This window comes from Flexivirga alba (assembly GCF_042661025.1).
GTDB lineage: Bacteria > Actinomycetota > Actinomycetes > Actinomycetales > Dermatophilaceae > Flexivirga > Flexivirga alba.
This window is the reverse complement of sequence record NZ_JBHSWH010000001.1, coordinates 3,810,249-3,824,949: the sequence shown is the minus strand read 5'-3', so window position 1 is coordinate 3,824,949 and position 14,701 is coordinate 3,810,249. Positions and strand designations below refer to the sequence as shown.

The following is a 14,701-nucleotide window of genomic DNA, read 5'->3' as shown; positions in this document are numbered from 1 at the left end:
GCGAAGAGCACCGCCGTGAACGGTCCGGTGAACAGCGCCCAACCCGACGCCAGGTAGATCACCTGCAGCACCAGCACGTGCCACAGGAAGACGCCGTACGAGATGTCGCCGAGGAAGCGGTTGACGGGGAGTCCGCGATCACGGTCCAGCGCTCATCCGAAGGGCCGCGCACCGCCGCGAGCAGGAGCAACAGTGCCAGCGCTGTGTAGAGCACCTCCTTGCACATCGCCTGGGCGACGGTCGGCGCATGCAAGTCACGCGGTCCGGCGATGCCGCTCGACGCGATGAGGTAGACGACCGCTGCCGCGCCGAGCCACGTGCCGACACCGATCTCCCGCAGCCGCCCTAGATCTCCGCGCTGGACCGCGATCGCCAACGCCGCACCGGCCGCGAACCATGCCGCGTGCCCGAGCACGCTGGTGCCCAGGACACCTGCATGTGTCGTCGGACTGTGCTGCGTCCACACCGCCACCAGCGCCTGTATGGCGACACCGGCGACCACGATGCCGCCGAGCACGCCATAGACGGACCGGGCCGACCGCCGCAGCAGCCGGCCGAGTGCGGTCCCGATGACCGGCACCAGCAGGTAGAACGTCGCTTCGGTCGTCAGGCTCCAGGTCTGGCTGAACGACTGGTACGAGGTGTCGGCATACCCCTGCACCAGCAGCAGGTGCGCAACGACCTTGCCCACGCCACCGACGCCGTCCGGACTGCTCACCGCGCCGGCGGTCCCGGCGACCAGCAGCACCGCGACCAGAGCGATCAGGTAGGCCGGCACGATGCGGGCGGCACGTCGCACGGCATACACACCGACAGCCTGGGGTGCAGCCGCGCCGGACCCCGCCGCGATCCACGGCCGCAGAAGCAGGAACGCGCTGATCGCGAAGAACACCGCGACCCCGCTGTCGCCGCGCGCCAGCAGTCCGCCCGACACGTCGAGGCCGTCCGCGCCGGTCCAGAAACCGACGTGCGAGAGGAGCACCAGGAGTGCGGCAAGCCCGCGCAGGCCGTCGATCAGCCGATAGCGCGTCATGCCGTCTCCTTCTCGTCGCCGTCGCTCGCTACTCTGCAGTAGATTTCACCAGCACGCACTGGCGTATGCCGCGTGAACCCCTCCGGAGGCTAAACCCACCCATGACTGCGAGCGATCAACTGGCGCCGACCGACGGCGCGATCGACCACAGCCGACCCGTGCTGCGCGCGCGAGCACCACTGCGGATCTCGTTCGCCGGCGGCGGCACCGACGTCACGCCGTTCCCGGAGCGTGAGGGCGGTGCTGTTCTCTCGGCGACGATCTCGAGCTTCGCGTTCAGCACGCTGCGGCCCCGCACCGACGGCCAGGTCACCGTGCGGTCGCTCGACTACGGCACCTCGATCGGCTTCGGCATCGACGAGCCGGTCGAGTATGACGGCAAGCTCGACCTACCCAAGGCGGCCATCGCCCGGATCCGCGGCATCGAGGGCGCCCGACCGTCCGGCGGTTTCGACCTCTTCCTGCACACACAGGCGCCGCCCGGTTCCGGCCTGGGCTCGTCCAGCGCGGTAATGGTCTCGGTGATCGGACTGGTCGCCCAGCACTGCGGGCTCGACCTCACGCCATACGACGTGGCGGAGCTGGCCTATCGGCTCGAACGCGAGGACCTCGGGATCCCCGGCGGATCCCAGGACCAGTACGCCGCGGCGTTCGGCGGCTTCAACTACATCGAGTTCCGCTCCGACGAGGTCATCGTGAACCCGCTGCGGGTGCGCGACGACACCGTGCACGAACTCGAACACAACATGCTGCTGGCGTTCACCGGCAACACCCGGGTCAGTGACCACATCATCGAGGACCAGCGCTCGCGCTACGAGACCGGCAACGCCGAAGCGCTCGAGGGCCTGCGCGCGCAGAAAGCGCTCGCCGAGCGGATGAAGGTCGCGCTCGTGCGCGGCGAGGTCGACCGGTTCGGCCGGTTGCTCGGTGAGGCGTGGTCGCAGAAACGCAAGATGTCCGATCGCATCTCGACGCCGCTGATCGACCGGGCCGTGACGACCGCCCTGAATGCCGGCGCGCTCGGCGGCAAGGTCACCGGCGCAGGCGGCGGCGGGCACCTCGTCTTCGTCTGCGAATTCGAACGGCGACACATCGTCGCGCAGGAACTCATCGCGCTGGGGTTGACGATCTCGGAGATCACCTTCAGCCAGCAGGGCGTCACCACCTGGAGAGGACAACACTGATGCCGACCGGACACGCGTTGCACGACGTGGCGCCCGAACGCCGCGGGCCGGCGGTCGCCGAGCGCCAGCAGAAGGGGCTCGCCTCCTGGGCGGAGCTGTCGCGCTCACTCACCGAGCCCGACCTCGTCGCGCAGGTCGACGCCGCAGGCACCGCGCTGCTCGACGCGCTGGTCGAGGAGGCACGCTGCTGGTCGCCGGCAACGGCGGCAGCGCCGCGATCGCCAGTCACGTGGCCGCCGAGTTCATCGGCAAGTGCATCCTGGACCGTGCGCCGCTGCCGGCGGTCAACCTGGCCGAGTCGCTCAGCTCAATTACCGCTGTTGCCAACGATTACGCGTATGACGAGACCTTCGCGCGGGGCATCGCCGCCCTCGGGCGCCCCGGCGACGTGTTCCTCGCGATGAGCACCAGCGGCTCCAGCCGCAACATTCTGCGGGCCCTGGACGTCGCCCGTGAGCACGACATGCTGACCATCGTGCTGACCGGTGAGCAGGGGCGCGGCCTGGCCGGTCGAGCCGATCACGTCCTGGCCGTGCCGTCGACCGAGACCCCGCGGATCCAAGAGGCGCACATGCTCTGGACGCACGTGTGGTGCGAAGCGGTCGACGTCGTGTGTCAGTGACTCTCGATGACGCCGAGCTGCTCGGCGAATGCCGAGCGCCCATTCCGCGGCCCAGCGGGCCGGGTCGGGCGCCATACGACCTGGTGCTGCTGGACCGCGACGGCACGCTCAACGTCCACCGCCCCGGCTACGTCGCCGATCCTGCCGACCTGGTGCTGCTGCCCGGAGCTGCGCAAGCCGTGGCCGCGCTGAACAGCGCAGGCTGCGCGGTCGTGCTGGTCACCAATCAACGCGGTATGGCGACGGGGGACCTGACCCGGCAGCAGTTGCTCGACGTCCATCGGTCGCTCATCGCCCAGCTGGCCGATGCCGGTGCGCGGCTGGACGCCATACAAGTGTGTCCGCACGAAAGGAGCACCTGCGACTGCCGCAAACCGCGCGCAGGTCTGGTGCGCGAGGCCCTGCGCCGCTCTCCCTGGGCGACGCCGGAGCGATGCGTTCTGCTCGGCGATCAAGGCAGTGATCTGGCCGCCGCCACGACCGCGGGCGTTACCGGAGTGCGGGCCGGCGGTGCCGGGCCGTCTCTGCAGGTGGTCGTTGAAAAATTGATTCGCGACTACGCAACCCGTGTGTGACACAACTCGCACCGTTACTGCTACTGTCCGGTAAGTTCCAGCTCACAACCGGAGGTCAGACCAGTGCGGAAATCCGCGATCGTCATCGGATTTGGCGCGTTCTTCGTGACCATGGCGCTCCTGCTGAAGTTTTACGCCTTTGACAGGTTGGCCGTCATTCCGGCGGACCAGAACACCAAGCAGGTCGCTGTCGACAAGAACGCCTACCTGTTCGACGCAGGCACCTTGAAGTTCCAACACACCACGCTGACGACGACCATCGGTGCTGTCGCGCTGAAGGACGAGAGCAAGAAGTTCGGTCACAACTCCGCCATCTTCAGCAAGTGGCAGTATTCGTCGATCCCGCAGACCAAGACCGCTCAGCAGGGCTTCACCGAGAAGTTCGCCGTCGACCGGCACACGGGCGAGGTCATCAAGTGGAGCGGTGACGAGGAGAACGGCAAGGCCGTCGAGCACAAGGGCTACACGGTCAAGTTCCCGTTCGGCGCCAAGAAGACGACCTACCCCTACTGGGACTCGTCGATCGAGAAGACGATGAACATGAAGTTCGCCGGCACCGAGAAGATCGATGGCCTGGAGGTCTACCGCTACGAGGGCACTGTCCCGCGGCAGTCCCTGACGACCGAGCCCACCAAGGACACCCCGGGGTTCCTCTTCGGCGGCGCCAAGAGCAGCCCCGGAGTCAAGGCGACGTACGACTACGCCAACGACCGAATCATCTGGGTCGAGCCGCAGACCGGCGCGTTCATCAAGGTCAGCGAGGGGCAGAAGCAGTGGCTGACCGACCCCAAGACGAACAAGTCGGTCCAGGTGTTGCAGACCACGTCGGTCTTCGACAACGCGACGGTCAAGTCGAACGTCGACGAGTACAAGGGCAAGGCCTCCCAGCTGAAGGCGCTGAAGATCGCACCGTGGATCCTGGGCATCCTTGGCATTCTGTTGCTGATCGGTGGTGCGGCGATGGCCGTGTTGTTCGGTCGCCGGAACAACGTTGACGACAACGGCTACGACGACGGCGATTACGATGCCCGGGACGACGAGACCCAGGGTGGCGTGACCGGACTGCTCGGTGACGACACGAACGAGTTGCCCTCCCGTCACGCGACCCGCCTCGACAAGGACAGCTGAAGAACTTCCCGGCTCAACCCGGCTGATTGACGGCTTCTTCACCGCGTGACGGCCCCATCCGGCCCGTCACTCAGGGAGGAAGCCGTCACCCGTTGTGGGGCTTCTCGGCCACAAAGATGGCGGTCCCGGGGAGGATCCGTCCGCGGGCCGGCGACCAGCCGCCCCACACCTGCGGGTTACGGTCCGGCCACTCCGGCTCGACGAGGTCGACGAGAGTGAGTCCCGCCGCCGCCAGCTCCCGAACCCGGTCGCCGAGGGTTCGATGGTGCTCGACGTAGGTGGCGGTGCCGTCGACACCCTCTTCGACATACGGGGTGCGGTCGAAGTACGACCGGTCCGCGACCAAGCCCTCGGGCCCCGGCGCGTCGGGGAACGCCCACCGAACCGGATGCGTGGTGGAGAAGACGAAACGGCCGCCGGGCCGCAGCACACGTGCCGCCTCCCGCATGATCGCGGCGCTGTCGGCCACGAACGGCACCGCACCGTATGCCGTGAAGACGACGTCGAACGAGGCCGCCGCGAAGGGGAGTGCAGTCGCGTCGCACTGCGCGAGGGGGAGCGTCGCACCGGATCGGGCGTCGATCGCGGCGGCTTGGCGCAGCATTCCGGCGGACAGGTCGGTCGACAGGACTCGGGCGCCCTGCGCCGCCGCGAACCGCCCACCCTGTGCGGCGCCGGCACCGATCTCCAGGACGTCGCATCCGGCCAGCGGACCGAGCAGGCCGAGCTCGGATTCGGTGAAACCCTCTGGGCCCCAGACGAGTTCGTCGTCCCTCAGGAAGTCACCGTGCTCGGCGTAGTATGCAACGGCCTCGTCGTCCCACCAAGCGCGGTTCGCTGCCTGCGTTTCCGCGCCGCCGACTGCCCGGCGTCCGACTCCGAAGGTGTCCATCCGGTCGGCTCAACTCCTTGTCTCGACCCCTTTTGACCCAGCTGTGGACGGGCCGATAGGATCAACACGCGCACGCATGTGCGTGTCAGGGGATCCCCACTCGGCACCGTCGGTGACGACGAGGCCCTTGACGATGGCCTCCGTGTTACCGGCTTCGGCCCGTGACTCCTGGCTATTCCAACACATTGTCCATCTCTAGAGTCCACCGAAGGTTTCCTACTACATGACTGCCACCACCACCTCCCAGGTCGCGATCAACGACATCGGATCCGAGGAGGAGCTGCTCGCCGCCATCGACGCGACGATCAAGCACTTCAATGACGGCGACATCGTTGACGGTGTCATCGTCAAGGTCGACCGGGACGAAGTCCTCCTCGACATCGGCTACAAGACCGAGGGCGTCATCCCCTCGCGAGAGCTGTCCATCAAGCACGACGTCGACCCGAATGAGGTCGTGGCGGTCGGCGATGAGGTCGAAGCCCTCGTTCTCCAGAAGGAGGACAAGGAAGGCCGCCTCATCCTGTCCAAGAAGCGCGCACAGTACGAGCGCGCCTGGGGCACCATCGAGACCATCAAGGAAGAAGACGGCGTCGTCACCGGCACCGTCATCGAGGTCGTCAAGGGCGGCCTCATCCTGGACATCGGCCTGCGCGGCTTCCTGCCGGCATCGCTGGTCGAGATGCGTCGGGTCCGCGACCTCCAGCCGTATGTCGGCAAGGAGATCGAGGCCAAGATCATCGAGCTCGACAAGAACCGCAACAACGTGGTCCTGTCGCGTCGCGCCTGGCTCGAGCAGACCCAGTCGGAGGTCCGCACGACCTTCCTCAAGGAGCTGCAGAAGGGCCAGGTCCGCTCCGGTGTGGTCAGCAGCATCGTCAACTTCGGTGCGTTCGTCGACCTCGGTGGCGTCGACGGTCTGGTGCACGTCTCCGAGCTGTCCTGGAAGCACATCGACCACCCGTCCGAGGTCGTCGAGGTCGGCGACGAGGTCACCGTCGAGGTGCTGGACGTCGACATGGACCGCGAGCGTGTCTCCCTGTCGCTCAAGGCGACCCAGGAAGACCCGTGGCAGCACTTCGCTCGCACGCACGCCATCGGCCAGGTCGTGCCGGGCAAGGTCACCAAGCTGGTGCCGTTCGGTGCGTTCGTTCGCGTCGAGGACGGCATCGAAGGTCTGGTCCACATCTCCGAGCTGGCCGAGCGCCACGTGGAGCTGCCGGAGCAGGTCGTCCAGGTCGGCCAGGAGATCTTCGTCAAGGTCATCGACATCGACCTCGAGCGTCGCCGCATCTCGCTGAGCCTCAAGCAGGCCAACGACGACGCTGCCGCCGCGACCGACTTCGACCCGACGCTCTACGGCATGGCCGCGGAGTACGACGAGCAGGGCAACTACAAGTACCCCGAGGGCTTCGACCCGGAGTCGGGCGAGTGGCTCGAGGGCTACGAGACCCAGCGCGAGAAGTGGGAGAAGCAGTACGCCGAGGCGCACTCCCGCTACGAGGCTCACCAGGAGCAGATCGAGCGCGCCCGCAAGGACGACGCGGAGGCTGCCGCCACCGCTGCGACCTCGGGTTCGACCTCGTACTCCTCGGAGTCCGCTGGTGCCGAGTCCGCTGCACCGGCGGAGTCCTCCTCTTCGTCGCCGGCAGCCGCCGCTCCGGCGGAGGGCACGCTGGCCTCCGACGAGGCGCTGGCCGCACTGCGCGAGAAGCTCACCGGCAACTGAGCTGAGTCCCAGCTGTAGCTGAACAACCGAAAGCCCCTGGAACCAAACGGTTCCAGGGGCTTTCGCTGTGCGGGCGCGTGGTTTCGGGGTCGGCGCACACAACCGGCGACGGTCGCTGATTGTGCGTGGGTGAGGGGAGATCGGCGTACATAACCGGCGACGGTCGCCGGTCAGGCCCGGGCGGCCGGCGCCTTTTTGGGGAAGAGCGTGTAGCTGAACGAAATGGCGGCGTCGATCGCGAGTATGACGGTCCACAGCTGCACGGTGTTCAGCAGCGCCTCCGTGCGCGACGAGTCATGTATGGCGACGATCGCCAGTCCGAGCAGCGCAGCGCCGACGGCATACGCGCGCAGGTGGGCGTACCAGCCCGAGCGTTCGTATGCCGCCTTGGCGGCTCCGTACTTGGGCTTCTTCGGCGGCGGCGGACCGCCGGCGAACCGATGAGCGAAGCGCACGTCGGCCCACTGCAGCAGGCGATGCCCGAACCCGACGGAGACGCCGATGTAGATGGCGGCCAGGCCATGGGCGGCAGTTGCTGCGCCGCCGCCTCGCAGGTCAAGCACGGACGCGACGAGCAACACCAGGTCGACAGCGGGTGCCAAGGCGAGCAGCACACCCGAAAGGCGTTGTCGCTTCAGCAGATAGCGGCAGGCGAGGCCGGCCAGCAAGAACAACCAGAAGCCGATTTCACACGTCACGATGACACCGATCAGCACGACAGACGATCCCCTTAATTCACACAAGCGTGACATATCCAAAATAACACGATTGTGTGATAAAAAGACACCATGCCGAAGGTTGTCGACCATGCCACGCGCCGAGCGCAGATCGTCGATGCCGTGATCCGAGTGGTGCACCGCGCCGGTTATGCGGGCGTGTCCGTGCGATCGGTCGCCGAGGAAGCCGGCTGGTCCACGGGCGCGATCCGGCACTACTTCGCCAGCCAGCAGGAGTTGATCGCTTTCGCGATGGCAGACCTGGCCGAGCGGGCGCACCGCCGCATCGATGTTGCCGGGCAGCTGGCTACGGATGTCGAAGGCGTGGCGAGGCTGCTGGAGGAAGTGCTTCCGCTGGACGCGGCGCGGCGTGCCGAGTCGGAGATGTGGATGGCGTTGGCGATCGCGGCGCGCACCGAGCCGCAGCTCGCGACCGTATGGCGTGAGGTGCACGGCCAATTGCGGGGCTTGATGGAGTCGTGCGTGCTCATGCTCGGGCAGCTGAGCGGGCAGGCGGTCGACGTCCGGACCGAGACCGACCGACTGCACGCGCTGATCGACGGAATGGCATTGCACGGAACGCTGGCGCCGCGGTTGTCCGCGGCACGGATGCGCGCCGCCTTGCGACTGCACCTCAGCCAGTTGGTCGGGGACTAGCAGCCCCCGACCCACTGGGCTCAGTGCTGGTGCGGCTGGGTCTCGCCGATTGCCCGCAGTGCGAGGGTCGAGTGCGCGTAGGCGCCCCGGCCCGCATCTCCGCCGCCACCCAGACCGCCTCCATGATCTCCTCGGGCGTCGCGCCCTTGCGCTTGGCGAGCTTGGTGTGACCGTCGATGCAGTAGGGGCACTGCGTCGTGTGAGCGACCGCGACGGCGATCAGCTGCTTGGTCTTCTCCGGGAGCGCGCCCTCGGCGAAGACGGCCTTGCTGAAAGCGGTGAACGCGTCATACGCAGCGGGGGCCAACTCCTTGCGGCGCTGGTCGATCTCGCGGGTCGCTGGTTCGTAGAGGCTTTCGGCCACGGCAGGCACTCCTTCGGAAGGAAACGGACGGTACTTTCACGTTAGACCGCGACAGCCCGCCGTCCGCTCGACCCCGGTGATCTAGAGTCTCGCCCGTGCTCTATGTGGGACTCAGCGGCGGGATCGGCTCCGGCAAGTCGACCGTTTCGGCGCGGCTCGCCGCGCTGGGGGCGGTCGTGATCGACGCGGACGCGCTCGCACGTGAGGTTGTCGAACCCGGCAGCGACGGAATGGCAGAAATTGCCGGGCGGTTCGGCGCAGACGTGCTGCTGCCGGACGGTTCACTGAACCGTCCGGCCCTTGGTGCGATCGTCTTTGCCGATGAGGCCGCCCGCCGCGACCTCGAGGCAATCACCCACCCTCGGATCCGCGAGTTGACCGGGGAGCGCCGTGCGCAGGCGTCTCGCGACGCCATCGTCGTGCACGACATGCCACTACTGGTCGAGGCCCATCTGGCTCCGGACTACCACCTGACGGTGATCGTCGATGCGGCGCAAGAGGTACGCATCGAGCGAGTCATGCGGGACCGCGGTATGACGCACGACGCGGCGCTGGCCAGGATCTCCGCCCAGGCCACCGATGCGCAGCGGTATGCCGTCGCCGACGTGCTCCTGAACAACAACGGCACCCGGGATCAGCTGCTCGACCAGGTGGAAACCCTGTGGCGGGAACGACTTTCGCCATACAACGAAAATCTGATCGCTGATCGGGGAGTACGCCGTCCGCTCCCGACCCGACTCGTCGACCCGAATCCGGACTGGCCCGGCATCGCTGCGCGCTCGAACGCTCGCCTGCGACACCAGCTCGGTGTCGCCGGCCTGGGAGAGCAGGTCAAAGGCATCGACCACATCGGGTCCACGAGCGTCCCGGATCTCCCGGCGAAGGACGTCATCGACCTACAGCTGCGAGTCGAAGACCTGGCAGTCGCCGGTTCCGCGCGGTTTCGGGAAGCCCTGCGGGCAGCCGGATTCGTCGACGGACGTCCGAGCGAGGACACCGTGCACAGGTGGGCTCCCGATCCCAAGCTCTGGACGAAGTACTACTTCAACGGGGCCGACCCGCAGGTCGTCCATCACCTGCACGTTCGTCAGGCGGACGGACCCGGCGCCGACGTCGCGCTCCTGTTCCGGGAATGGCTGCGAGCGAACCCCGCCGAACGCGACGCCTACGCCGCCGAGAAGCGGCGACTGGCAGCGCTATATCCGGGCGGCACGGAGGCGACCCGTGGCGACTACCCGGAAGCGAAAGAGCCATGGATCACAGCCGCACTGTTGCGGGCGCGTGAGTGGCGAGCCGGCACCGGCGGGCAGCTAACGAAGTAACAGTTCGGTCGTGTAGGGCGATAGTTACCCCCGCGCCGACCGTGGGCACACTAATGTTCAGGCCGTGTTGTCCATCGTCGATCAGGCTTTGCGCTCGTGACCGCGTCCTCCGACACCGCCCCGGTGCCGGCGCGATCCGGTCCGCCCGCTCCGGTGGGTGCGCCTCCGCTGCGACGTGGGAAGCCGTATGGCGAGTGGCTTCTCGCGGCCGGCCTGCTGCTGCCGAACCTCGCGCTGCTGGTGATCTTCACCTATCGGCCGTTGCTGGACAACATCCGCTTGTCCTTCACCGACTGGAACATTTCATCGTCGTTCGCTGACTACATCGGCTTCCGGAACTACGTGACCTGGTTCCACGACCCCAACTCGCACCAGGTCCTGCTCAACACGCTGATCTTCACCGTCGCGACGGTGGTCGTCTCGATGGCGCTCGGGCTGGGGCTGGCGCTGCTGCTCGACCAGAAGCTGCGTGGCCGCAACCTCGTGCGGTCGGCGATCTTCGCGCCGTTCGTCATCTCCGGCGCTGCGGTCGGTCTCGCCTTCGAGTTCGTGTTCGACCCGAACTTCGGCCTGATCCGCGACCTCGGTCACCGGGTGGGCATCACCGTGCCGGACTTCTACCAGCGACCCGGGTGGGCGCTGGTCATGGTGACCCTCACCTTCATCTGGAAGAACCTGGGCTACACGTTCGTCATCTACCTGGCGGCGCTGCAGGGGCGTCGCTCGGACCTGGACGAGGCCGCCGAGATCGACGGTGCGTCCGCGTGGCGGCGGTTCTACAAGGTGCTGCTGCCGCAACTGCGCCCGACAACGTTCTTCCTGTCGATCACGGTGCTGCTCAACTCGGTGCAGGTCTTCGACATCATCAACGTCATGACGCGCGGAGGGCCGCAGGGCTATGGCACCTCGACGATGGTTTATCAGGTCTACCAAGAGACGTTCGTCAACAGCAAAGCCGGGTATGGCGCGACGATCGCGACCATCATGTTCCTGATCCTGTTGGTCATCACGGTGGTTCAAGTGCGAGTGATGGACAGGGGGTTGAAGAGTGACTGACCTCAGCGAGGACGTCGAGGTTGACGTGACCGAGCCCCGTCGCGGCGCACACGGTGCGGAGGCGATGTCGCACTCCGGGCCGGCGATGAAGGTCGCGGGCTACGCGGCGATGGTTGTGGTGTTCCTCGTGATAGCGGTGCCGCTCTACTGGATCGTCATCACGTCGTTCAAGAAGCAGCCGGACATCTACACCCAGCCGGCGGAGTGGTGGCCCAAGCACTTCACGACCAAGCCCTACAGCGATGCGACGACCCAGATCGCCTTCTGGGACTACTTCCGGAACTCGGTGATCATCACCTCGATCCTGTCGGTCACCAAGATCGTCCTGGGTGTGCTCAGTGCATATGCGTTGTCGTTGTTGCGTTTCCCGGGACGCAATCTGCTCTTCATGATCGTCATCGCGGCGTTGATGGTGCCCAATCAGATCACCGTGATCTCCAACTACGCACTGGTCAGTCAGCTCGGCTGGCGCAACACCTACCAGGGCATCATCATCCCGCTTGCCGGAGTCGCATTCGGCACATTCCTGATGCGCAATCAGTTCCTGTCGGTGCCGGGGGAGATCATCGAGGCAGCCCGGCTGGACGGTGCCGGCCCGTTGAAGATGCTGTGGCGCGTGGTGCTACCGATGTCGTGGCCGACGCTCATCGCTTTCGCGATCATCACGGTGGTCAACGAGTGGAACGAATACCTGTGGCCGTTCCTGATGTCCGACGACCAGCGCACCGGGACATTGCCGATCGGCCTGACCTTCTTGCAGAACAACGACGGCATCTCGCAGTGGGCGCCAATCATGGCGGCCACGGTGTTGGCCATGCTGCCGGTGCTCATTCTCTTCCTGGCATTGCAACGACACATGATCAAGGGCCTGACCGCGGGTGCGGTCAAGGGCTGAGCCGGTTTTCTCGAACAAGGGAGTAACAGCATGTCCAACCTCACACGACGCGGTGTCCTCGGCGCGACCGGCGGCGTAGCCGTCGCCGCCGGTCTGACCGCGTGCGCCGGCACCGGATCGAAGCCGAAGAGCGGTGGGTCGGGTGGCAGCACGGCCGGCGGTGGCAGCAGCAGCACGATCGACTTCTGGAGCAACCACCCCGGCAAGTCGCAGGCCACCGAGAAGAAGCTGATCGCCGCCTTCGAGAAGGCCAATCCGGGCCTGAAGGTCAAGCTGACCGACGCGGGCAAGGACTACGAGGAAGTCGGCCAGAAGTTCAATGCCGCGCTGGCCGGCGGCCAACTGCCGGACGTGATCGTGACCTCCGACGTGACGTGGTTCAACTTCGCGTTGAACAACCGCTTCACGGACATGGGTGCGCTCTTCAAGAAGGAGGGCTTGTCGACATCCGATTACGTCGATGGCCTGTATGCCGACTACCTCTACAACGGCAAGCACTACGCGATTCCCTACGCTCGCTCGACCGTGCTGTTCATGTACAACAAAGACGTCTTCCAGAAGGCCGGCGTACCGGACCGGTCTCCGCGGTCGTGGGATGAGTTCAGTCAATGGGCACCGAAGCTGCAGGCCGCACTGGGCGGCGGCAAGCACGCGTTGATCCTCGACGACGGCGCCGACTACCTCGACTGGACCTTCCAGTCCATCGCCTGGTCGTATGGCGGTGGCTATTCGAAGGAGTGGAAGACCACTTTCTCCGACCCGAACACCATCAAGGCGGCCAAGGTGCTGCAGGGCTGGGCCAAGGCAGGCCAGCTGAAGACCTCGGCCGACTCTGCCAGCGACTTCGGTGCAGGTCTCGGCGCCGTGTTGCTGGAGTCCACCGGTGACCTCGGTGGCTTCAAGGACGTTCCCTTCAAGCTCGGCGCCGGTTTCGTGCCCGCCCCGGGCGGCGTCAAGTGCTGCCCGACCGGTGGCGCCGGAGTCGCGATACCGGAGGGGATCTCCGACGCGCGCAAGGCGAACGCCGCCAAGTTCGTCGAGTTCCTCACCAACGCGCAGAACACGTCGACCTTCACCCAGGCGACCGGCTACATGCCGGTCCGCAAGTCGGCACTGGCTCTGCCGGAGGAGGCGGCATACCTGACGAAGAACCCCAACTTCAAGGTCGCCGTCGACCAGTTGCCCAAGACTCGGCCGCAGGACTACGCACGCGTCTTCGTCCCCGGTGGTGGTGCGACCATCGGCCAGGGCCTGGACAAGATCGTCGCCGGCTCGAACGTCGAGCAGATCCTCAAGGGTCTCGACAGCTCGATCACCAAGGCCTACGAGTCCCAGGTGAAGCCGAAGCTCAAGGCTTGATCTCCGATGGCATCGGTCTATTTCGAAGGCGCGACCCGACGGCACAAGGGCAACACGAAGCCCTCGGTGGACAGCGTGACGCTGGACATCGAGGACGGCGAGTTCCTCGTGCTCGTCGGGCCGTCCGGCTGCGGGAAGTCCACGACCTTGCGGATGCTCGCCGGTCTCGAGCCGGTCGACGAGGGGCGGATCCTCATCGACGGGCACGACCAGAAGGGCGTCCGGCCGAGAGACAGGGACGTGGCGATGGTCTTCCAGAGCTATGCGCTCTACCCGAACATGTCGGCGGAAGAAAACATGGCGTTCGCGCTGCGCAACGCCGGGGTGAGCAAGGCCGCCGCCCATGCCCGGGTGATGGAGGCGGCGGAGATCCTGGAGTTGGAGGAGCTGCTGAAGCGCAAGCCCGGCCAGCTCTCCGGTGGCCAGCGGCAGCGGGTGGCGATGGGGCGCGCCATCGTGCGGGCGCCGAAGGTCTTCTGCATGGACGAGCCGTTGTCCAACCTCGACGCCAAGCTGCGCGTCTCGACTCGGGCGCAGATCGCGGCGTTACAGCGGCGACTCGGAGTGACGACGGTCTACGTCACCCACGATCAGACGGAGGCCATGACGATGGGTCACCGGGTGGCGGTGCTGCGCGACGGTGTCCTGCAGCAGGTGGACACACCCGAGGCTCTCTATGACCACCCGGTCAACATCTTCGTTGCAGGATTCATCGGCTCGCCGGCCATCAATCTGATCGATGCGACGGTGCGGGATGGGAAGGCCGAGTTCTATGGCGCAACAGTGCCGTTGGAGCGCGATCGTGGTGGTTCGGCCGAGCGCGTCACGGTCGGCATCCGTCCGGAGTCGTGGACGATCGGCGATTCCCGTGCATCGAACGGCGTGGCACTCAACGTGGAGCTGGTGGAGTCGCTCGGTGCGGAGGTGTTCGTCTACGGCAAGCCGGACGCTGCCGGCGAGGACGGCCCGCGCCTGACCGTGCGCACGGACAAGAAGCATCGTCCGAACGAAGGTGAGATCGTGCGGGTGACGCCGGCGGCGGAGGAGGTCCACGTCTTCGACGCGGACTCCGGCGCGCGGCTCTGACACCTCGCATTCGCGTCACCGCTGCGTCGTCTGGTGGGTCTGACGCTCGCCGGCGCGATGACGATCGCGGTCTTCGGAGCGTGGCT

General features: G+C 66.5%; 16 protein-coding genes. 11 read left to right on the top strand and 5 right to left on the bottom strand.

What is annotated here, in order from left to right:
- Window positions 1-58: 58 nt before the first annotated feature.
- The gene (locus tag ACFQDH_RS18960) at window positions 59-1,033 is read right to left on the bottom strand and encodes an acyltransferase family protein (RefSeq protein ID WP_382403949.1); all 975 of its coding nucleotides are present in this window, start codon (window positions 1,031-1,033) and stop codon (window positions 59-61) included.
- Between the two features lie 101 nt (window positions 1,034-1,134).
- Here ACFQDH_RS18960 and ACFQDH_RS18955 point away from each other — a divergent pair, with 101 nt between their 5' ends.
- Entirely contained in the window at window positions 1,135-2,217 is a 1,083-nt protein-coding gene (locus ACFQDH_RS18955) for a GHMP family kinase ATP-binding protein (protein ID WP_382403948.1), read from the top strand.
- Here the strand turns inward: ACFQDH_RS18955 and ACFQDH_RS18950 are convergent.
- On the bottom strand, window positions 2,192-2,446 hold the full coding sequence (locus ACFQDH_RS18950; protein ID WP_382403947.1) for a hypothetical protein: 255 nt from the start codon (window positions 2,444-2,446) through the stop codon (window positions 2,192-2,194). The two genes, ACFQDH_RS18955 and ACFQDH_RS18950, sit on opposite strands and share 26 nt — an antisense overlap.
- Between ACFQDH_RS18950 and ACFQDH_RS18945 the strand changes: the two genes are divergently transcribed.
- The 3 genes from ACFQDH_RS18945 (at window position 2,447) to pgfA (ending at window position 4,542) form a co-directional block, all read left to right on the top strand.
- A complete protein-coding gene (locus tag ACFQDH_RS18945) occupies window positions 2,447-2,839 on the top strand; it encodes a D-sedoheptulose-7-phosphate isomerase (RefSeq protein WP_382403946.1) in 393 nt (130 codons plus the stop codon).
- Window positions 2,836-3,414, top strand: a complete 579-nt coding sequence (locus ACFQDH_RS18940) for a D-glycero-alpha-D-manno-heptose-1,7-bisphosphate 7-phosphatase (protein WP_382403945.1) — start codon at window positions 2,836-2,838, stop codon at window positions 3,412-3,414. Before ACFQDH_RS18945 ends, ACFQDH_RS18940 begins: the two co-directional genes overlap by 4 nt.
- 63 nt (window positions 3,415-3,477) lie before the next feature.
- Window positions 3,478-4,542, top strand: coding sequence for a cell envelope lipid trafficking protein PgfA (pgfA, locus tag ACFQDH_RS18935; RefSeq protein ID WP_382403944.1), 1,065 nt, complete (start codon window positions 3,478-3,480; stop codon window positions 4,540-4,542).
- Between the two features lie 85 nt (window positions 4,543-4,627).
- Here the strand turns inward: pgfA and ACFQDH_RS18930 are convergent, their stop codons facing one another.
- Window positions 4,628-5,434, bottom strand: coding sequence for a class I SAM-dependent methyltransferase (locus tag ACFQDH_RS18930; RefSeq protein ID WP_382403943.1), 807 nt, complete (start codon window positions 5,432-5,434; stop codon window positions 4,628-4,630).
- A 223-nt stretch (window positions 5,435-5,657) separates the two neighbouring features.
- Here ACFQDH_RS18930 and rpsA point away from each other — a divergent pair, with 223 nt between their 5' ends.
- The gene (gene rpsA / locus ACFQDH_RS18925; protein ID WP_382403942.1) at window positions 5,658-7,160 is read left to right on the top strand and encodes a 30S ribosomal protein S1; all 1,503 of its coding nucleotides are present in this window, start codon (window positions 5,658-5,660) and stop codon (window positions 7,158-7,160) included.
- A 170-nt stretch (window positions 7,161-7,330) separates the two neighbouring features.
- Here the strand turns inward: rpsA and ACFQDH_RS18920 are convergent, their stop codons facing one another.
- The gene (locus ACFQDH_RS18920; RefSeq protein WP_382403940.1) at window positions 7,331-7,876 is read right to left on the bottom strand and encodes a hypothetical protein; all 546 of its coding nucleotides are present in this window, start codon (window positions 7,874-7,876) and stop codon (window positions 7,331-7,333) included.
- Window positions 7,877-7,948: 72 nt separating this feature from the next.
- On the opposite strand from ACFQDH_RS18920, the gene ACFQDH_RS18915 reads away from it, so the two are divergent.
- Entirely contained in the window at window positions 7,949-8,533 is a 585-nt protein-coding gene (locus ACFQDH_RS18915; protein ID WP_382403939.1) for a TetR/AcrR family transcriptional regulator, read from the top strand.
- On the opposite strand, the gene ACFQDH_RS18910 is transcribed toward ACFQDH_RS18915, so the two are convergent.
- Window positions 8,511-8,897 (bottom strand): carboxymuconolactone decarboxylase family protein, encoded by a 387-nt coding sequence (locus tag ACFQDH_RS18910; RefSeq protein ID WP_382403938.1) that lies wholly within the window; start codon window positions 8,895-8,897, stop codon window positions 8,511-8,513. The genes ACFQDH_RS18915 and ACFQDH_RS18910 overlap by 23 nt on opposite strands.
- 95 nt (window positions 8,898-8,992) lie before the next feature.
- On the opposite strand from ACFQDH_RS18910, the gene coaE reads away from it, so the two are divergent.
- The 5 genes from coaE (at window position 8,993) to ACFQDH_RS18885 (ending at window position 14,615) form a co-directional block, all read left to right on the top strand.
- Window positions 8,993-10,219 (top strand): dephospho-CoA kinase, encoded by a 1,227-nt coding sequence (gene coaE / locus ACFQDH_RS18905; RefSeq protein WP_382403937.1) that lies wholly within the window; start codon window positions 8,993-8,995, stop codon window positions 10,217-10,219.
- Between the two features lie 96 nt (window positions 10,220-10,315).
- On the top strand, window positions 10,316-11,275 hold the full coding sequence (locus ACFQDH_RS18900) for a carbohydrate ABC transporter permease (protein WP_382403936.1): 960 nt from the start codon (window positions 10,316-10,318) through the stop codon (window positions 11,273-11,275).
- Window positions 11,268-12,170 (top strand): carbohydrate ABC transporter permease, encoded by a 903-nt coding sequence (locus ACFQDH_RS18895; protein WP_382403935.1) that lies wholly within the window; start codon window positions 11,268-11,270, stop codon window positions 12,168-12,170. The genes ACFQDH_RS18900 and ACFQDH_RS18895 overlap by 8 nt, the downstream gene beginning before the upstream one ends.
- Before the next feature lie 30 nt (window positions 12,171-12,200).
- The gene (locus ACFQDH_RS18890; RefSeq protein ID WP_382403934.1) at window positions 12,201-13,529 is read left to right on the top strand and encodes an ABC transporter substrate-binding protein; all 1,329 of its coding nucleotides are present in this window, start codon (window positions 12,201-12,203) and stop codon (window positions 13,527-13,529) included.
- A gap of 6 nt (window positions 13,530-13,535) precedes the next feature.
- Window positions 13,536-14,615: an ABC transporter ATP-binding protein gene (locus ACFQDH_RS18885; protein ID WP_382403933.1), complete on the top strand. Its 1,080-nt coding sequence runs from the start codon at window positions 13,536-13,538 to the stop codon at window positions 14,613-14,615.
- The last annotated feature ends 86 nt before the right edge of the window (window positions 14,616-14,701 follow it).

What these genes read in the sequence shown, in the direction of transcription:
- ACFQDH_RS18960 (WP_382403949.1), bottom strand. Translation starts at nt 1,033, where the DNA reads ATGACGCGCTATCGGCTGATCGACGGCCTGCGCGGGCTTGCCGCACTC.
- ACFQDH_RS18955 (WP_382403948.1), top strand. Translation starts at nt 1,135, where the DNA reads ATGACTGCGAGCGATCAACTGGCGCCGACCGACGGCGCGATCGACCAC.
- ACFQDH_RS18930 (WP_382403943.1), bottom strand. Translation starts at nt 5,434, where the DNA reads ATGGACACCTTCGGAGTCGGACGCCGGGCAGTCGGCGGCGCGGAAACG.
- rpsA (WP_382403942.1), top strand. Translation starts at nt 5,658, where the DNA reads ATGACTGCCACCACCACCTCCCAGGTCGCGATCAACGACATCGGATCC.
- ACFQDH_RS18915 (WP_382403939.1), top strand. Translation starts at nt 7,949, where the DNA reads ATGCCGAAGGTTGTCGACCATGCCACGCGCCGAGCGCAGATCGTCGAT.
- ACFQDH_RS18890 (WP_382403934.1), top strand. Translation starts at nt 12,201, where the DNA reads ATGTCCAACCTCACACGACGCGGTGTCCTCGGCGCGACCGGCGGCGTA.
- ACFQDH_RS18885 (WP_382403933.1), top strand. Translation starts at nt 13,536, where the DNA reads ATGGCATCGGTCTATTTCGAAGGCGCGACCCGACGGCACAAGGGCAAC.